General features: G+C 57.2%; 14 protein-coding genes. 7 read left to right on the forward strand and 7 right to left on the reverse strand.

Annotation, left to right across the window (positions count from 1 at the left end):
• Positions 1-84 precede the first annotated feature (84 nt).
• Complete coding sequence (locus ACP0GE_RS00390; protein WP_424830034.1) at positions 85-1,119, forward strand: GlxA family transcriptional regulator; 1,035 nt, start codon at positions 85-87, stop codon at positions 1,117-1,119.
• A 2-nt stretch (positions 1,120-1,121) separates the two neighbouring features.
• Here the strand turns inward: ACP0GE_RS00390 and ACP0GE_RS00395 are convergent, their stop codons facing one another.
• The 4 genes from ACP0GE_RS00395 to ACP0GE_RS00410 form a co-directional block, all read right to left on the reverse strand.
• Positions 1,122-1,688, reverse strand: coding sequence for a sarcosine oxidase subunit gamma (locus ACP0GE_RS00395; RefSeq protein ID WP_424830035.1), 567 nt, complete (start codon positions 1,686-1,688; stop codon positions 1,122-1,124).
• Entirely contained in the window at positions 1,681-4,638 is a 2,958-nt protein-coding gene (locus ACP0GE_RS00400) for a sarcosine oxidase subunit alpha family protein (RefSeq protein WP_424830036.1), read from the reverse strand. The genes ACP0GE_RS00395 and ACP0GE_RS00400 overlap by 8 nt, the downstream gene beginning before the upstream one ends.
• Positions 4,635-4,922 (reverse strand): sarcosine oxidase subunit delta, encoded by a 288-nt coding sequence (locus ACP0GE_RS00405; RefSeq protein ID WP_424830037.1) that lies wholly within the window; start codon positions 4,920-4,922, stop codon positions 4,635-4,637. The genes ACP0GE_RS00400 and ACP0GE_RS00405 overlap by 4 nt, the downstream gene beginning before the upstream one ends.
• 72 nt (positions 4,923-4,994) lie before the next feature.
• The gene (locus ACP0GE_RS00410; protein WP_424830038.1) at positions 4,995-6,245 is read right to left on the reverse strand and encodes a sarcosine oxidase subunit beta family protein; all 1,251 of its coding nucleotides are present in this window, start codon (positions 6,243-6,245) and stop codon (positions 4,995-4,997) included.
• A 235-nt stretch (positions 6,246-6,480) separates the two neighbouring features.
• Here ACP0GE_RS00410 and ACP0GE_RS00415 point away from each other — a divergent pair, with 235 nt between their 5' ends.
• Positions 6,481-6,936 (forward strand): MarR family winged helix-turn-helix transcriptional regulator, encoded by a 456-nt coding sequence (locus ACP0GE_RS00415; protein WP_424830039.1) that lies wholly within the window; start codon positions 6,481-6,483, stop codon positions 6,934-6,936.
• On the opposite strand, the gene maiA is transcribed toward ACP0GE_RS00415, so the two are convergent.
• Both maiA and ACP0GE_RS00425 read right to left on the reverse strand, forming a co-directional pair.
• Positions 6,933-7,550, reverse strand: coding sequence for a maleylacetoacetate isomerase (gene maiA, locus ACP0GE_RS00420; protein WP_424830040.1), 618 nt, complete (start codon positions 7,548-7,550; stop codon positions 6,933-6,935). The two genes, ACP0GE_RS00415 and maiA, sit on opposite strands and share 4 nt — an antisense overlap.
• Positions 7,551-7,988: a MarR family winged helix-turn-helix transcriptional regulator gene (locus ACP0GE_RS00425; RefSeq protein WP_424830041.1), complete on the reverse strand. Its 438-nt coding sequence runs from the start codon at positions 7,986-7,988 to the stop codon at positions 7,551-7,553. It abuts the gene before it with no gap.
• A 134-nt stretch (positions 7,989-8,122) separates the two neighbouring features.
• Here ACP0GE_RS00425 and hmgA point away from each other — a divergent pair, with 134 nt between their 5' ends.
• The 3 genes from hmgA to ACP0GE_RS00440 all read left to right on the forward strand — a co-directional run bounded on the left by hmgA (position 8,123) and on the right by ACP0GE_RS00440 (position 11,792).
• Positions 8,123-9,478 (forward strand): homogentisate 1,2-dioxygenase, encoded by a 1,356-nt coding sequence (gene hmgA, locus ACP0GE_RS00430; protein ID WP_424830042.1) that lies wholly within the window; start codon positions 8,123-8,125, stop codon positions 9,476-9,478.
• Positions 9,479-9,544: 66 nt separating this feature from the next.
• On the forward strand, positions 9,545-10,804 hold the full coding sequence (fahA, locus tag ACP0GE_RS00435; protein WP_424830043.1) for a fumarylacetoacetase: 1,260 nt from the start codon (positions 9,545-9,547) through the stop codon (positions 10,802-10,804).
• A gap of 37 nt (positions 10,805-10,841) precedes the next feature.
• Positions 10,842-11,792 carry an MBL fold metallo-hydrolase gene (locus ACP0GE_RS00440; protein ID WP_424830044.1) on the forward strand — a complete coding sequence of 317 codons (951 nt, stop codon included), beginning with the start codon at positions 10,842-10,844 and terminating at the stop codon, positions 11,790-11,792.
• Positions 11,793-11,862: 70 nt separating this feature from the next.
• Here ACP0GE_RS00440 and ACP0GE_RS00445 read toward each other — a convergent pair whose 3' ends face one another.
• Positions 11,863-13,920 (reverse strand): adenylate/guanylate cyclase domain-containing protein, encoded by a 2,058-nt coding sequence (locus ACP0GE_RS00445; RefSeq protein ID WP_424830045.1) that lies wholly within the window; start codon positions 13,918-13,920, stop codon positions 11,863-11,865.
• A gap of 560 nt (positions 13,921-14,480) precedes the next feature.
• Here ACP0GE_RS00445 and ACP0GE_RS00450 point away from each other — a divergent pair.
• Together ACP0GE_RS00450 and ACP0GE_RS00455 are read left to right on the forward strand one after the other, a co-directional pair.
• On the forward strand, positions 14,481-16,205 hold the full coding sequence (locus ACP0GE_RS00450; RefSeq protein ID WP_424830657.1) for a type I secretion system permease/ATPase: 1,725 nt from the start codon (positions 14,481-14,483) through the stop codon (positions 16,203-16,205).
• Positions 16,202-17,509, forward strand: coding sequence for an HlyD family type I secretion periplasmic adaptor subunit (locus ACP0GE_RS00455; RefSeq protein ID WP_424830046.1), 1,308 nt, complete (start codon positions 16,202-16,204; stop codon positions 17,507-17,509). The genes ACP0GE_RS00450 and ACP0GE_RS00455 overlap by 4 nt, the downstream gene beginning before the upstream one ends.
• Positions 17,510-17,516: the final 7 nt, after the last annotated feature.

Below are 17,516 nucleotides of genomic sequence, written 5' to 3' on the forward strand. Positions count from 1 at the left end.
CAACAGGGAAAACTCTGATAAAGTGCCCTTTGCCCCGCCAATTGTCGGGCACAGTGTGGCGATTTGCAGATATCAGAGGCTGTCATGCACCAGATCTCAGCACCCCTGAAATACCTGAAATTCGATGGACGCATCCAGATTTCCATCGGCTTCCTGTTGTTGCCCGGTTTCCCGATGGCTTGTCTTTCTTCGGTGATCGAACCTCTCAGGGCAGCTAACGAGATTTCCGGACAGGAGAAGTTCTCCTGGACCCTGTATTCCGAAGACGGCACCTCGGTCCGGTCCAGCGCGCGCCTGTCGTTTGAGGTGGATGGCGCATTGAGCGACGTAAGCGAAGTTGATTTCCTGGTCGTCCTGTCCGAACCCGACGGCACATTCTCGAATCCGCAATCGGCGACGGGTAAGCTGAGGTATCTGTTCCGGCATGGAACCACGCTATGCGCGATCAGTGGCGGTGTTTTCCCGTTGGCGCGCTCTGGTGTTTTGGATGGCCAGACGTGCTCGGTGCATTGGCTCTATCGCACTGCATTTGCAGCGGAATTCCCACAGATTGAAACGACGGATGACGTGATTGCCATCAACCGCAGGTCCTGCACGGCGTCGGGGGCGGCCTCGGCCTTCGATCTGGCGCTGCACGTAATTGATGCGGCCCTTGGCGAGTCCACTATGGCCGAGGTCGCCTGCTGGTTTCAGCACTCGGCGATCCGCAATCCCAATATTCGGCAGAAAACACCGACATTTGGCACGGACGAAACCGCTGATCACCTGCCTGACAATGTCTCACGCGCGATTTCGCTGTTTTCCGAAAATCTGGAGTTCCCCCTGACCACTCGCGAGGTGGCCCGTCAGGTCGGCGTATCCGCCCGGCATCTGGAACGCAGTTTCCGGCAGGCCATTGGTCAAAGCCCCGGTGAATACTATCGCCTGCTGCGCCTGCGGGCGGCGCGGCAACTTGTGATCTACACGCAGGATTCGCTGACCTCTATCGCCCATGCTGTTGGGTATACCAGTCCAACCTCAATGTCGCGGCAATACGCCGAACAGTTCGGGGCCTCGCCACGGCAGGATCGTCAGGAACACAACCGATTCCGGGTAACCAGCAACGCGTTCCTGCACTAAGATCAGGCGACAGCCTGTGCGGTTTCGATCAATGCGTGATGCAATGAACCCGCCGATGATCTTGGCCCGAGGACCGAGAACGTCTGACCAGCCTCGCGGCACCAGATATAACAGCCGATATGATGAATGGCGCATCGTGTGGCCGTATCGGACTGCATAGCACGGATATCGGCGTTGGACAGCCGTTCGAACAGATCGCATACCGCAGCACCGGTCACATCAAAACGGCACCACCCGTCGGTTTGTTCGACGACCGATGCGGTCTCCTGCATCACCGACTTGATCTGGGCAGCGAGATCTTCGTAACCGGCGTAGTCAGCATCGATCATCCAACTGTCCGGAGATATCCAAAAGGCCGCAAAGGACGTGCCAACAGACGCACCACCCGGTTGGGGCAGGTCGAAACCCAGCAGGTCCTGCGCTCGTTTGGTGAATTCACTGTCATGACCAAGCCGCATGGACAATGAGGCCAGGGCCCGATCCGTCACCTCGGTAATCGTCAGGTTTTGGAATTCATCTGTCGATGGCCCTGTTGCGCCAAGCGGTGTTATCGCTTTCAATTTATGCACGCTGACGTCCTCCGTCCGGATCGACGAAATGGGCACTGACCACCTCGACCTTCACTTCGCTGCCCTCCAGCGGGTTCGCAAGGCGCAGAACCTCACCCATCCGCTCGGCCCCGTTTTTCAGATAGCCAATACCGATTGAGCTTTGAAGCACCGGCGAATAAGCCGCCGAGGTGACATAGCCCTGATCATGGGCCGCATCGACCGGACCATCTGCATTCATCAGATGGCCCCCGGCCGCAACGGTATCCCCGGCATCCAACGGTTTGAAACCCACCAGCCTCAGGGCGTCAGCTTCGTTCAATCCTTCACGTTCGCTGAGCGTATTGCCGATGCAGTCTTTCTTTTTGCTGACCATCCGGCCCATGCCGAGGTTCAACGCTGTGGTGGTGCCGTTCAGCTCATTGCCTGCCGCGTGACCTTTTTCGATCCGCATGACCCCCAATGCCTCGGTACCATAGGGGACCACATCGAACTCCTCGCCCGCCTCCATAAGCGCGCGGATCATTGCGTCGCCATAGCGCGTTGGAACAGCGATTTCATAAGCAAGCTCACCGCTGAACGAGATACGGAACAGCCGCGCACGGCAACCGCCGCAGACGGTGATCTCAGCACAAGCCATGAAAGGGAAGGCCTCGTTCGACAGGTCGACATCGTCGACGATCTTTTCCAGCAACTTGCGCGAGTTCGGACCTGCCACCGCATACTGAGCCCAGGCCTCGGTCGTGGAAATGAGCTGCACGTCAAGGTCCGGCCACAGGCACTGCCGCGCGAACTCCATCCGGCGATAGACCAGCACTGCATTGGCGGTGGTGGTGGTGACAACAAAATGATCATCGGCAAAGCGGGCTGCGGTGCCGTCATCATAGGCAATCCCGTCCTCGCGCAGCATCAGACCATAGCGGACCTTGCCCACAGGCAGTTTCGCAAACCCGTTGGCATAGATTTTGTTGAGGAACTCTGCCGCATCCGCGCCCTGAACGTCGATTTTACCCAGAGTCGTCACGTCACAGACACCGACCGAATTGCGGGTCGCCAACACTTCGCGATCCACTGATTGCCGCCAATGGGTTTCACCCTTGCGAGGGAACCACTGCGCGCGCAGCCAGTCACCGACTTCGGTGAATACAGCACCTTGCTCAACTGCCCATTTGTGACTGGGGGTTTCGCGGGTCGGGTGGAAATGCTTGCCAACCGCGCGCCCGGCCAGCGCACCCATCGCCACCGGCGTATACGGCGGGCGGAAGATGGTTGTGCCGGTCTCGGGGATCGACTTGCCGGTCATCTCGGCCATGACCGCAAGGCCACCCATGTTCGAGGTCTTGCCCTGATCGGTTGCCATCCCAAGGGTCGTGTAGCGTTTCAGATGTTCGACCGAAACGAAGTTCTCCTGATGCGCCAGCTTCACATCCTTGACGGTCACATCATTCTGCTGATCAATCCAGGCCCGGCCCTTGCCGTCTTTCACATACCAGAAGGGTTGCAGATTGACCGGCGCATCTTCGGCCTGCGGAACATTGCCCGGCTTGGCCTGAATGCCCAGATCGGCCAGCGCTTCGACAGCACGGGCAGCACCCGTTTCCAAAGCCCCATGAGTGGATAGCGCACCATCCGCTGCTCCGGCGACGGACAGCCCGACGGGCAGGGATTCGCCCGGCACAAAAGCGGCCAGTGCTTCGTTCCACTGAGGACGCTCACGCTGATGACAGGTCAGATGCACATTCGGGTTCCAGCCGCCGGAAACCGCCAGCGCACCACAGATGATGTCGCGGGTAAAGCCTTGCTGCGTCTGGACCGTTACGACCTCCAAACCCAAACGCCCCTTGCTGCCGATCACCTGCGCGCCGGCAAAGACTTCGGTGCCATCGAGCTGGGGCGCGTCGGCACGCGTATCGATAACGGCGGCAACCTGAACGCCTTTGGCCATCAGGTCAGCGGCGGTGCGATGCCCATCGTCATTATTGGTGAAGACGGAGATCCGTTGATCCGGTGTCACCGCCCAACGATTGGCATAAGATCGCACGGCACCGGCCATCATGATCCCAGGCCGGTCATTGTTTGGAAACGCGATAGGACGTTCCGTTGCACCGGCACATAGAACGGCCCGTTTCGAATAGATCCGCCAGAAGATCTGACGCGGCTCGTCTGCGCCGGGCTGCGGTTTATGATCGGCAACACGCTCAACAGCGCCATAGATGCCGTGATCAAAGGCACCGACCACTGTTGTACGTGGCAACAGGCGCACATTGTCCATCGACGACAACTCAGCCACAGCCTGAATGGCCCAATCCGAACCGGCCATGTTGTCGACGGCATAGGTTTCCGAATTCAACCGCCCGCCGAGCGCAAAATCCTCATCCGCCAGAATGACCCGAGCCCCGGCGCGCCCAGCTGTCAGCGCCGCCGACAGACCCGCAGGACCAGCCCCGATCACCAGCAGGTCGCAATGCAGGAAGCCCTTGTCATAAACATCCGGGTCATCTTCACCCGAAACGCTGCCAAGACCCGCGGCACGACGGATAATCGGCTCGTACAGTTTCTCCCAAAACGCCTTGGGCCACATGAACGTTTTGTAATAGAAGCCTGCTGTCAGGAAATTGCTGAACAGATCATTGACCGCCAACACGTCCCGCTGCAGCGACGGCCAGCGATTCTGAGAGTTCGCGTTCAGCCCCTCATAAAGCTCGGCCACAGTGGCGCGGGTGTTCGGCTCCTGCCGTCCGCCTGAGCGCAGCTCAACCAGCGCATTTGGTTCTTCCGATCCGGCCGTCAGCACCCCGCGCGGGCGGTGGTATTTAAAGGAACGGCCCATCAGGCGCACGCCATTGGCCAGAAGAGCTGAGGCCAGCGTATCGCCCGCAAGCCCCTGATAGCTTTTGCCGTCAAAGGTGAAATTCAGGTTTTGGCCATGGTCGACCAGACCACCATTCAGTCGATTGATCTGTCCGCTCATCTGCCGCGCCCCTGTGCCCGGGCCACGTCGCGGGCCAGTTCAACACTTGTAATCTCATGTGTCAGCGTATTGCGCGTGACCACCAGCCACGACCGGTCGCCCTGCTCGTGATACCAAAGCTCACGATGCTCACCCGCCGGGTTGTCGCGTAGGTAGAGATAGTCGTGAAACGCCTCTGCTGCGTTTTCCGCCTGCCAGTCGGGGCGGTTGATCATTGCCGCATCGCCCAGATAGACAAATTCCTGCGCATCGCGGGGGCCAAGAAGAGGATGATTGATAATCATGTGTCGCTTTCCTGTCGCATTTCCGAACCGCAAAACCGGTTCCCACTTTTGCTGAAAATGCTCATGCCTCCGTCAGTGCAGGTTGGGCTGCGCGCCCACCCCTTTTTCATCGATTATGTGCCCGGTACGGAATCGATCCAGACGATAGGCTGTTGCGACCTCATGCGGGCGGGCGGTGGACAGAAGATGCGCGAAACACCAACCCGAGGCGGGCGTGGCCTTGAAGCCGCCATAACACCAGCCACCGTTGAAATAGAGACCATCGATCCCGGTCCGGTCGATGAACGGAGAGCCATCCATCGACATGTCCATGACACCGCCCCACGCCCGCAGCAGACGCACGCGGCCCAATGCGGGGATCAGAGAGATGCCGCTTTCGACCACATCCTCGACCGCTGGCAGGTTCCCCCGCTGGGCATAAGTGTTGTACATGTCGATATCGCCACCAAAGACCAGCCCACCCTTGTCCGACTGGCTGCAATAGAAATGCCCGGCACCATAGGTGATCACTCCGGGGATCACCGGTTTCAGACCCTCTGACACAAACGCCTGCAACACGTGGCTTTCGATCGGCAGGCGCATGCCCGCCTTCTCCATCACCCGGCTGGATGATCCGGCAACCGCCACTCCAACCTTTTTGGCGCCGATATAGCCGCGCGTGGTTTCCACACCTTGCACACTACCGTTTTCGATACGGAACCCGGTCACTTCGCAGTTCTGTATGATATCCACACCACGTAAATCCGCGCCACGCGCATAGCCCCAGGCAACTGCGTCATGACGCACGGTACCGCCACGTCGATGCAGCAAGCCCCCTTTGATCGGGAAGCGTGCGTTGTTGAAGTTCAGGAACGGGTACATCGCCCGGACGCCATCAGTATCCAGCAGCTCGGCATCCGAGCCATTCAGGATCATCGCATTGCCCCGCCGCCTTGCCGCATCCCGTTGGGCATCGGTATGCACGAGGTTCAGAATCCCGCGCTGACTGACCATGGCGTTGAAGTTGAAATCCTGCTCCAACCCTTCCCAGAGCTTCAACGAGAACTCATAGAAAGGCTCATTTCCGTCCAGCAGATAGTTCGAGCGGATGATAGTCGTGTTCCGCCCGACGTTACCGCCACCGATCCAGCCTTTTTCAAGAACTGCAATCCGGGCTTCACCGAATTCCTTTGCCAGATAGTACGCTGTAGCAAGCCCATGGCCGCCACCACCGACGATCACAAAATCATACTGGTCTTGCGGCTCTGGGTCGCGCCAGGCCGGTTTCCAGCCTTTATGCCCCGTCAAAGCCTCTTTAAGAATCCGAAGTCCGGAATAGCGCATAGGTCTCTCGTGTCAGTTTGATGACAAATTGCGTGAAGCTGAATTGAAAGTCTTGGCAGTTTTGCGGTGTCCAAATGCTCGATTGCGACCGATGCAGCGTTGTTGGTCGTATTCGAAGGTCCGAAAAGACTGAGGCAGCTGAACTTTGGTTTGCAACAGTGTTTCCTTGGCCTATTGATCTGAATCATTTCGTTGCACCTGCAACAAAATACAATACAGGCAAAAAGGTGCGCTTATGGATCTCGATACTTATTTTCCCTATCAACTCGCATCAACGGCCGAGGCGTTCTCGCGCCAGCTTGTTGAAGTCTATGGCGGTACCTATGGGCTGTCCCGGGAAGAGTGGCGCATGCTTCTTTTACTCGCTGACGCGGGACAGCTGAATTCACAGGAGCTGGCGCAACGCACAACACTGGACAAAGTTCAGGTAAGCCGTGCAGCGACGCGGTTAGAGAGCAAAGGGCTGATCAGCCGCGCAGTGGCCGACAGCGACCGTCGGTTACGCCAATACACCTGCACCTCAAAAGGCAGGTCCCTTTTTGACCGCGTGTTTCCAGCCGTTCAATTCTGCGCTGACACAATTCTGGGACATATGGACAGCGACGATCTGAACAAGTTGCGAGACGGGTTGCGCGCCCTGGAACAGGCCGTAGCCAAGTTTGACACAGGTCGGAAGATGGCAGCCGGTTAGTGCGGGCTGCGATCCGGGTGGGCGTTCTGAAAGGCCGGTATCAAGTCCAGAGTTTCCTTGACCCGCGAAGTTTTCGGAAACAAAGACAGATCAATGCCCCAACGCTGCGCGTTATAAAGTTGCGGCATCAAGCAAATGTCGGCCAGAGACACAGTGTCGCCAAATGAATAGTCTCCTCCGGATATAAGGGCCTCGTAAGCTTTCAGCCCTTTTTCGATGAAATGCTGCATCCAGCCTTCCATTGTGATCTTTTGATCCGATTGCTCCACTGCCCATTTTGCGACACCAAGGTTGCAGATCGGATGGATTTCCATCGCAATCGCATAAGACAGGGCACGCACAGTGGCGCGGGCAACAGGGGCTGCGGGCAGAAGCCCGAGGCCTCTGGTCTCATCGATATACTCGATCTGCGCGAGGGATTGGGTAAAACGATGGCCATCAATCTCAAGAACCGGCACCAGGCCTTGTGGGTTCAGCGCCAAGTGTTCTTTTGACCGGTGTTCGGCCTCCAACAGGTTTACCGTGACCGTTTCCCATGTTTCCCCCGCCAACCCCAGGGCGATCCGGACGCGATAGCTGGCTGAAGACCGCCAGTAGTCATAGAGCTTTATCATTCAATCTTCCGATAGCAGATCGAGGGCCGCATGCAGCGCTTCCTCGGTTTCGCCAAGTTTGGCCTTGAGGCTGATTTGATAGGACAGTGCAATTGGGATGAGCCGTCCAAGAACGTCGACCCCCTGGTCAGTCAGGTTGAGTTTGACAAGACGGCGGTCATCAGGGTCGACAACCTTGGTGATCAGGCCACGGGCTTCAAGCCGCGCCGCCGCCCTGCTGACTTTCGACTTATCCAGGTTGACCCGCCTTTCAATATCCCGAACCGACGGGTTTTCGACATATCCAACATTTACCAAGACCCGCCATTCAGGGATCGAGATCCCGAATTCACCCTTATAGCGCTGGGCCAATTCCCCGCTCAGCCGCGCTGCCAATGCTGTCAGGCGATACGGCAAGTACCTGTCTAAATCGAACTCTGGCAAGTCTTTAGCGGTCATCGGGATTTCCTTTTGCCTGCATAGAATTCAAACTGTCGTTGCAAATGCAACAAAAATATTGACACCGTTGCAAATGCAACGAATATTCGGCGCAACGCCAAAACCTGCTCGAATCGTTTGAATAGGAGGCCCCGATGAATGAGCTTTCGACTTACAGCGGACTGACCGTTGCCATTGATAAATCAGCCGTTACAGAGGGTTATATGCCCGGCTGGGCGAATGATTTCGAGACCGAGGCCCTGCCCGGCGCGCTGCCACGTGGCATGAACAGCCCGCAAAAGTGCAATTACGGCCTTTATGGCGAACAGCTGAGCGGTACTGCATTCACCGCGAATCCGCCCGAACGGACATGGTGTTACCGGATACGACCCTCGGTCAAACACTCTCATCGCTACAAGAAGATCGATGTGCCGTATTGGAAATCGGCCCCCAACGTTGACCCGGACGTCATCAGCCTGGGGCAATACCGCTGGGATGCCGTGCCGCATTCGAGTGAGGCGCTGAACTGGATCACCGGGATGCGCACCGTGACCACCGCCGGTGACGTGAACACTCAGGTCGGTATGGCCAGCCATGTCTATCTGGTCACTGAATCCATGATGGATGACTATTTCTTCTCGGCTGACAGCGAATTGTTGGTTGTGCCGCAAGAGGGCCGTCTGCGCTTTGCGACAGAACTGGGGATCATCGATCTTGAACCCAAAGAGATCGCCATCATCCCGCGCGGACTGGTCTATCGTGTTGAAGTGCTGGAAGGCCCTTGCAGAGGCTTTGTCTGCGAAAATTATGGCCAGAAATTCGATCTGCCCGGTCGAGGGCCAATCGGAGCCAACTGCATGGCCAACCCGCGCGATTTCAAGGCCCCGGTCGCCGCGTTCGAAGACCGCGAGGTACCTTCGACCATCACCGTGAAATGGTGCGGCCAGTTTCACGTGACCAAAGTAGATCAGAGCCCTCTGGATGTGGTCGCATGGCACGGCAACTACGCGCCCTACAAATACGACCTGCGCACCTATTGCCCGGTCGGTGCCATCCTGTTCGACCATCCGGACCCGTCGATATTTACCGTGTTGACCGCCCCGTCAGGTCAGCCGGGGACCGCCAATATCGACTTTGTCCTGTTCCGCGAACGTTGGCTGGTCATGGAAGACACGTTCCGTCCGCCCTGGTATCACAAGAACATCATGTCCGAACTGATGGGCAATATCTACGGCCAGTATGACGCCAAGCCGCAGGGCTTTGTTCCTGGCGGCCTGAGCTTGCACAACATGATGCTGCCACATGGGCCCGACAAGGAAGCCTTTGAAAACGCGTCGAATTCAAATCTGGGGCCGGACAAGCTGGAAAATACCATGTCCTTCATGTTCGAAACCCGCTTCCCACAGCACCTGACAGCATTTGCAGCCAATGAGGCCCCGTTGCAGGATGACTACATCGACTGCTGGACCGACATCGAAAAGAAATTCGACGGCACCCCCGGCAAGAAGTAAACACTATCTCGGCTCAAGATTTCTTGTCGAGGAATCTTGCCGACGTGACGAAGGTCTGGAGACAAAATGCCTTTGAAAAAATCCTGGGTGGCTTCGGCCAATGATGAAACCCATCCCTTTCCGCTGAACAACCTGCCCTACGGTGTTTTTTCAACCAACGGCGAAGACCCCCGATGCGGCGTTGCGATCGGCGATATGATTCTGGACGTCACTGCTGCCGAGGAACAGGGGCTGATCGTCTTGTCGGACGAGCCATTGTTCGACCTACCCTTCTGGAACCCTCTGATGGAGGAAGGCCCCGCCGTGTGGGCGGCATTGCGGGACCGCCTCACAACACTGCTGGCTGATGGATCTGAGGATCGCAACAGCGTAGAGCCCCTGTTGGTGGCACAGAGCGATGTCCAGATGCACCTGCCCCTGGTGGTCAGCGAATATACCGACTTCTACGCCGGTCGCCATCATGCCTTCAATGTCGGAACGATGTTCCGCGGGCCAGAAAACGCCTTGCCGCCAAACTGGCTGCACATTCCAATCGGGTATAACGGTCGCGCTTCCTCGGTCGTTGTGTCGGGCACCGATATTCGCAGGCCTTGGGGTCAGCTCAAAGGCCCCAACGATGCGCTGCCCCGCTTTGCGCCGTCGCAGCGGTTTGATATCGAACTGGAAATGGGAGCCATTGTCGGCACGCCATCCGATGGACCAATTTCCGTGCAGGAAGCCGATGACAACATCTTTGGCTACGTGCTGCTGAATGACTGGTCCGCGCGCGACATTCAGGCCTGGGAATACCAGCCCCTCGGCCCATTTCAAGCCAAGGCAACGGCCACCTCAATTTCTCCGTGGATCGTCACCAAAGCGGCGTTGGAGCCGTTCCGCTGCGACACTCCGGCACGTGAATTTGAGCTGCTGGATCATCTGAAAGACGTTGGGCCGATGTTGTATGACATCGATCTGTCGGTCACCATGGCACCCGCAGGCCAGTCCGCTACCACGATTGCCCAGACCAACTACAAAGAGATGTATTATTCTGCGGCACAGCAATTGGCACATCACACCACCTCCGGCTGCCCGATGAACACTGGTGACCTGTTGGGCTCTGGCACAATCTCCGGCCCGGAAAAGCAGAATCGCGGGTCGCTGTTAGAGCTTAGCTGGGGCGGTAAGGAACCATTGACCCTCGACTCTGGCGAAACGCGCAGTTTCATAGAAGATGGTGACACATTGACGCTACAGGGTGTGGCCAAGGGTGACGGTTATCTGATCGGCTTTGGCGATTGCACCGGGACTGTTCTTCCGGCGCTTGATGCGCCATACAAACGCAGCTGAGCCGTACGACCATCGGCCAGAACACCGGAGACCACCCATGGCAAAAGCATTCGCATCGCAAGGCGATCTGACCGAAAAGACAATCACCTTTGATGAGATCGGAGAGGGGCTGTGGGCTTTTACCGCCGAGGGTGACCCGAATTCGGGTGTCATCATCGGTGATGACAGCGTGATGATCATCGAAGCGCAGGCCACACCGCGCCTTGCAAACAAGGTGATCGAAAAAGTTCGAGAGGTTACCGACAAGCCTATCAGCCACGTTGTCCTGACCCATTACCACGCAGTGCGCGTGCTTGGAGCCTCGGCCTACAACGCGGAACAGGTGATCATGTCCGACGTGGCCCGTTCAATGGTCGTAGAGCGCGGGCAAGAGGATTGGGACAGCGAATTCCAACGCTTCCCGCGCTTGTTCGAAGGACATGAAAGCATACCGGGCCTGACCTGGCCCACCACCACATTCAGCGACAGCATGACCGTATATCTGGGCAATCGCCGTGTGGACATCAAACAGATCGGCCGGGCCCACACAGCCGGTGATGCGGTGATTCATGTGCCTGATCAGAACGTGATGTTCACTGGCGACATCGTCGAAGACCACTCGGCCTGTTATTGTGGCGACGGTCATTTCGAGGAGTGGGGCGGCACCCTGAACGCGATCAAAGCATATGACGTGGACGCCATTGCTCCGGGGCGCGGTGCGGCACTGGTTGGCAAGGACGCCGTGGAACGCGCGATTGAAAGCACACGGGACTTTGTGAATTCCACTTACACACCGGCCAAACGTGTGGCGATGAAGGGTGGCTCGCTGAAAGATGCCTGGGACGCCGTGCGCGAAGCCTGCGACCCGAAGTTCAAGGATTATGCGATCTACGAACATTGCCTGCCCTTCAACGTCAGCCGCGCCTATGACGAAGCCCGCGGGATCACACACCCTCGCATCTGGACGGACAAGCGCGATCTGGAGATGTGGGAGCAGTTGCAAGGCTGAACCTCGTTAGGCTGTTCCAACGCACAAAAGAAAGGCCTGGCGCCGCTGGGCGGTGTAAGGCTGTTTGGAACTACTTGTCTGCGACGACCGAAACACCCGTCCAATCATCTGTGGGCGGCTCAGCCTGCAGCGCGGCGGCCCTTTGGATCATCAAGACCGAGGCCGGATCGCCGCCACGCAGCCGATCGGCTGTTTCAAATGCGCTGACGGCCTGAGAGAATTGTTTGGCCCTGTAATGGGCCAAACCCGTTTCGTAGGCATCAATCCAGTTTCGATGACCATCGAAACTGTCTGACATCGCGATCAACTCAAACACAACAAGTTCACCTGACCTGCCCGCGACCGCCAGCATGTCCAGTTCTCTGACAACAATCGCTTCGCCCGCTTCGCGTCGTGTCTCGGGGCCAATCAGAATCGCGCTGCCATAAACCTTGTTCACGCCTTCCAAACGGCTGGCTACATTCACGACATCACCGATTGCGGTATAATTCAACCGTTGCTCCGAGCCGATATTGCCGACTAGCGCTTCGCCACTGTTCACTCCAATCCTGACACGCAGCGTGGTGCCGGAGTCATCGTGTATTCCAGCCTTTTCGACCACGGACACAAGCTCCAGCGCAGCGCGACAGGCGCTTTCCGCGTGTTTGGGATTCTGCCTTGGGGCACCCCAGAACGCCATGACTGCATCCCCAATGAACTTGTCGATCGTGCCATCGTGACGCTCGATCGTCGAGGACGCCGCGCTGAAGAAGGGTTCTAACAACCGGACGATCTTTGGCCCGTGCTTTTCTGCCAGCCCTGTGAACCCCGAGACATCGCAAAACAGAACCGAAATCTGTTTTGTCTCGCCACCGGGTTGGGTTTCAATACCCTCGGCCACCAGCATTTTGACAAGGTCGGTTGGAACATATTTTCGGAAAGCCGACAGCCCCGCAGCCATATTTGCGGTGGCGGCCGAAAGGTTTTCCAGCTCTTTAAGCCGGGACGGGCGGCGCGACACCTGTTCGACGTCGAAACGTTCAATTTTACTCAGGTCCTCGGCAACCCGGGACAGCGGTTTTGCAACGATCCCGCGCACCAACAAGATCGCCAGACCCGTTGCTGCAACCACCACCACCAGCAGCGCGTAAACCAAGTTGACCAGCGTGCGGTCGATGCCCGACAGAAATGCAGATTCAGGAATTACCGTGGCAACGCGCCAGCCATAGAACCCAAGAGGTGTCAGGGCCACGGCATAGGGCACATCGTCATACACTATTCGTTTCGTCAGGCTGCCGGCAACGGTCCGCTCGGCATTGGCCAACAAGCGTTCTCCGGAAATTCTTGCGACTTCGTATAGTTCACCCTCGCCCATGCGTGCCGGAGTGATCTCATCGGCATTCGGGTCCGGAATGGCGATCACCTTGCCGTCGGCGTTCAGCACAAAGGCCGCGCCAAATTCACCGGGGCGCAGCGATCCCAGAAACCGGGACAACCGGTCGGTATCGATTGCAACCGCCAGCACACCCTGCCGCCTGCGGTTCACATCAATCGGCCCCGCAAACGCATAGATCGTCTTGTCACTGTCCGGCAGGTCGCGCACCTCGATCCAGTCGGGCATATCGCGGGTGATCGAATTGCTGTACCACGCGTGGTCTCGCGGATCGAAATCCGTTTCCGAGAAACTGCGCTCTTCGAACTGAATATCGCCGGGGATAAAAATGTAGCGGTCCCGTCGCAGCATCCGATCCCGAATTTCTTCGTCGATTTCCATCATCTCCAAACCACCGTCACCCAAACGATGGGCGGCAAAGAAATTGCCATCGGGCCAGCCGAACGCGATCCAAGATATGTTGGGCTGTGCTTGCAACTGCGACAGAAAAACGAATTCGCGCTTGTCGGCTTGTCGGGTCTGGATGACGTTTTGCACAAAAACTGTCCTGACCGCCGCCCAGGCCGCCTCGGCTGATCTGAGGGTCAGCCCAACCTCGATTCGAACAGTATTGGCGATCTGGCTGTTGATCTCAGCCGCCAGCATCCGGCTGTTTTCCCGCGCCGTAGTCCACCACAGCGAATGCACAACAAATGTCGATGCGCCGATTGACAGGGCGACAAGTATTGATACCGCAATCCCTACGCTGAAACGCATTTTGGCTCCAAAACAGCCGCAGAATTAATTTCTTCGCCCGGCCAGAAGGTCAGGCAGAGTTTAGGATTTGCAAATCTGTGTTTCCAGAAGATTTCAGAAAACACACCATCTTGTTTACAAGACTTTACATCACGTGGTTATCAAGCACCTTATCAAATTACGTGAAGCCCCTGCCCTCCCTACCAGTTCGTGGATTTGTGTACCTCCAATGCTGCGCCAGAAATAGCAGGTAGCACGGGCGTAAATTTGCCAATCCGCAAAGTGGAGGGTTTTCGCATTGGGAAACACTGGAACCCGTTCAAGTTGCGGACGCTTTTTTGCTCAACACAATCTGAAAGGCGGCGCATTACCCAACCGATTTCGGCATATTCTTGCTGGATTCCTGATCTCACAATTGTACTGCTGGCCGATAATTGAACTCAGAACTACAAACCCCCGTTGTTCGAGTCCCGGCGCGTCGATATACTTTGCAAGTATACCGAGTAGCTATTGAGCCGCCATCACCGGCCGGACTCGATTGGGGATAACAAGGACAGGCAGTCGTGATTTTTAGAAACCGTATGCCCGCGCAACAGCGACAGGAGTTGCTGAATGTGGGCCGTGAAGGGACGTCGTTCCTGGCCATCGCTTTTCTGTTTAGCGTTTTCGTCAACCTGTTGATGCTGACCGGGCCGCTGTTCATGTTGCAGGTCTATGACCGGGTTCTTGGATCGCGTTCTGTCGAAACCCTGACGGCGCTATTCCTGCTGGTGGGTTTGCTGTACGCGTTGATGGCCATGCTGGACTATGCGCGAGGCCGGATCGTCGCGCGGTTTGGTGCCCGGTTTCAGTCCAAGCTGGATGAACGGGTGTTTGAGGCAACCATGCGTCGGTCGCTGTTCCCACAGATCAGATCGGCCCCGGCAACAGCTTTGCGTGATCTGGAATCAATCCGCACCTTGTTTGCCTCTCCGGTCTTTTTGGCGTTGATGGATATCCCATGGACGCCGATCTTTCTGGCCGCAATCTTTCTGTTCCATCCCCTGTTGGGCTGGCTCGCCGTTGCAGGTGGCGTGCTATTGGTAGCAATTGCCGTGATCAACCAGGCCATGACCCACCGAAAGGTGGCCGAGGCACAGGGCGCGGCGGCCAAAGCAAGCTCATTTGCTGAACACGCGCGTCATGCGGCCGAAGTTGTCCGGTCGCAGGGGATGCAACGGGATGTGACCAACCGGTGGCTCAAACAGCGCTCACAGGCGTTGACGCAAAGCATCGCTGCGAACGACTGGACTGGCAGCTTCACCTCACTGACCAAATCACTGAGGTTGTTTCTGCAATCCGCCATGCTGGCATTGGGTGCCTGGCTGGTTCTGCGCAATGAGATGACGCCAGGGGCCATGATCGCCGGTTCGATCCTGCTTGGTCGGGCGCTGGCACCAGTCGAGATGTCGGTGGGCCAGTGGGCTCTGATCGAGCGCGCGCGCACGGGCTGGTTGTCGCTTACCAAATTTCTCGACACCACCCCACCCGAAGCGCCCAGAACCAAACTGCCGGTTCCGTCAGGCCGTCTGGTTGCCAAGGGGTTGACGGTGATCCCACCGGGTATCAAGACCCCCACATTGCGCAATGCATCTTTGCACCTCGAACCCGGCAAGGCGTTGGGGGTGATCGGGAAAAGCGGTTCCGGGAAAACCACCCTGGCAAAGGCTTTGCTGGGGTTGTGGTCGCCTGCGGCTGGCGAGATACGTCTGGGCGGAGCAACGTTGGATCAATACGACTCGGACGATCTGGGCAATCATATCGGATATCTGCCGCAACAGGTGACCTTGTTTAACGGGACCGTCGCAGAAAACATCGCACGCATGTCGGAAACACCGGATTCCGCGGCTGTGGTTGCCGCTGCCAAGAAAGCCAACGCGCATGATATGATCCTGGAGCTGGAAAAGGGTTATGACACCTTTCTGGAAGGGAATGACAGCCAGCTATCGGGCGGGCAAAAACAGCGGATCGCACTCGCGCGCGCGCTTTACGGTGATCCCGTTCTGCTGATTCTGGATGAACCGAATTCGGCATTGGATGCGGAAGGAACAGAGGCGCTGAATGCGGCTGTCCGCGGGCTTAAGGCTGCCGGAAAGGCTGCCATCATCATGACCCACCGGCCTCAGGCGATTTCGGAATGTGATGACTTGGTCGTTGTCGAAAAGGGTCAAATTGTCAAAGCTGGGCCGCGCGACGAAGTTCTCGGATCCATGGTCCAAAACGCGAATGTCATCAAACGGCATCTGAGCAAGGTGGGTGAGAAATGATCTGGTCCACGGAACGGTCGGCCTGGAACATAACGGTTCCGGCACTTGTTGGGTTTTTTGCACTGGGGATTCTGGTCATCGGACTGGGGGTGTGGAGCATTCGCACTCAGTTGGCCGGTGCGGTGATCTCGCAAGGCATCGTTGAAGTGCAAAGCAACCGGCAGGTGATCGAACACCCCGACGGCGGTGTTGTTGGCGAAATTTTCGTTCGCGACGGTGACACTGTGGCGCGCGGTGATCTGTTGCTGCAGTTGGATGACACGTTCCTGTCATCAGAAAACACCATCGTTGAATCCCAACTGTTTGAGTTGCTGGCTCGCAAGGCGCGGCTGGAAGCCGAACGCGACGACGACGATGAAAAAGGTCTGGCTGCCCGGCTAGAGGAGCTGGATCAAAAGGAAGATATCGACCCCGAGCTGCTGGCGGGCCAGATGCGTCTTTTCTCGGCCCGTCTGGACACGCTGACCCAAAAAACCGAGCAATTGGGCAAACAGCGTGTTCAGATCGAAAGCGAAATCGAGGGCACGCAAGCGCAGTTGGTATCTCAGCGCACACAGCTTGAATTGATTGCCAACGAGCTGACGGATCAGGAAGGTCTTTTGAAACGTGGATTGACTCAGGCTAGCCGGGTCTCGGCCCTGCAACGGGAAGAAGCCAGCCTGACCGGTGAAATCGGGCGCCTGGAAGCTTCGGTTGCGCGACTGAAAGGCCAGATCGCCACCACCGAAATCCAGATTGTCGAATTGCAGGCGACACGACGCGAAGAAGCGATTACCGAGCTGCGCGATGTAGAAGCACGGGTGGTTGAGCTATCGGAACAGCGCCTATCCCTGACCGAGCGTATGTCACGTCTGGACATTCGCGCTCCGGTCGCGGGCACGGTGTATGACAGTCAGGTCTTTGCCGTACAATCGGTGGTTCGCTCGGCAGAGCCGATGATGTATGTAGTTCCGCAAGATACGCCCTTGGTGGTCGCAGCACGAGTTGATGCGCTGCATGTCGACCAGTTGCATCGGGGGCAAGAGGTCGCCCTGCGGTTCCCCGCGTTCAACCAGCGTGAAACACCCGAACTTTATGGTCATGTGATCAACGTCTCGGCAGATACTTTTACCGACGAAAACACTGGTTTTACATTTTACCGAGCCGAAGTCATACCCGATGAGGGACAGATTGAGCGGTTGAACGGACAGGAATTGCTGCCTGGCATGCCCGTCGAAGCGATGATCAAGACCGACGAACGGACGCCTCTGTCCTATCTGGTCAAACCACTATCCGATTATTTCTACCGCGCGTTCCGTGAATGATCTTGGG

It is taken from the genome of Ruegeria sp. (assembly GCF_965243365.1).
In the GTDB taxonomy this organism is placed as follows: domain Bacteria; phylum Pseudomonadota; class Alphaproteobacteria; order Rhodobacterales; family Rhodobacteraceae; genus Ruegeria.

What these genes read in the sequence shown, in the direction of transcription:
- hmgA (WP_424830042.1), top strand. Translation starts at nt 8,123, where the DNA reads ATGAATGAGCTTTCGACTTACAGCGGACTGACCGTTGCCATTGATAAA.
- ACP0GE_RS00415 (WP_424830039.1), top strand. Translation starts at nt 6,481, where the DNA reads ATGGATCTCGATACTTATTTTCCCTATCAACTCGCATCAACGGCCGAG.
- ACP0GE_RS00400 (WP_424830036.1), bottom strand. Translation starts at nt 4,638, where the DNA reads ATGAGCGGACAGATCAATCGACTGAATGGTGGTCTGGTCGACCATGGC.
- ACP0GE_RS00445 (WP_424830045.1), bottom strand. Translation starts at nt 13,920, where the DNA reads ATGCGTTTCAGCGTAGGGATTGCGGTATCAATACTTGTCGCCCTGTCA.
- ACP0GE_RS00410 (WP_424830038.1), bottom strand. Translation starts at nt 6,245, where the DNA reads ATGCGCTATTCCGGACTTCGGATTCTTAAAGAGGCTTTGACGGGGCAT.
- ACP0GE_RS00450 (WP_424830657.1), top strand. Translation starts at nt 14,481, where the DNA reads ATGCCCGCGCAACAGCGACAGGAGTTGCTGAATGTGGGCCGTGAAGGG.
- ACP0GE_RS00425 (WP_424830041.1), bottom strand. Translation starts at nt 7,988, where the DNA reads ATGACCGCTAAAGACTTGCCAGAGTTCGATTTAGACAGGTACTTGCCG.
- ACP0GE_RS00390 (WP_424830034.1), top strand. Translation starts at nt 85, where the DNA reads ATGCACCAGATCTCAGCACCCCTGAAATACCTGAAATTCGATGGACGC.
- maiA (WP_424830040.1), bottom strand. Translation starts at nt 7,550, where the DNA reads ATGATAAAGCTCTATGACTACTGGCGGTCTTCAGCCAGCTATCGCGTC.
- ACP0GE_RS00405 (WP_424830037.1), bottom strand. Translation starts at nt 4,922, where the DNA reads ATGATTATCAATCATCCTCTTCTTGGCCCCCGCGATGCGCAGGAATTT.
- ACP0GE_RS00440 (WP_424830044.1), top strand. Translation starts at nt 10,842, where the DNA reads ATGGCAAAAGCATTCGCATCGCAAGGCGATCTGACCGAAAAGACAATC.
- fahA (WP_424830043.1), top strand. Translation starts at nt 9,545, where the DNA reads ATGCCTTTGAAAAAATCCTGGGTGGCTTCGGCCAATGATGAAACCCAT.
- ACP0GE_RS00455 (WP_424830046.1), top strand. Translation starts at nt 16,202, where the DNA reads ATGATCTGGTCCACGGAACGGTCGGCCTGGAACATAACGGTTCCGGCA.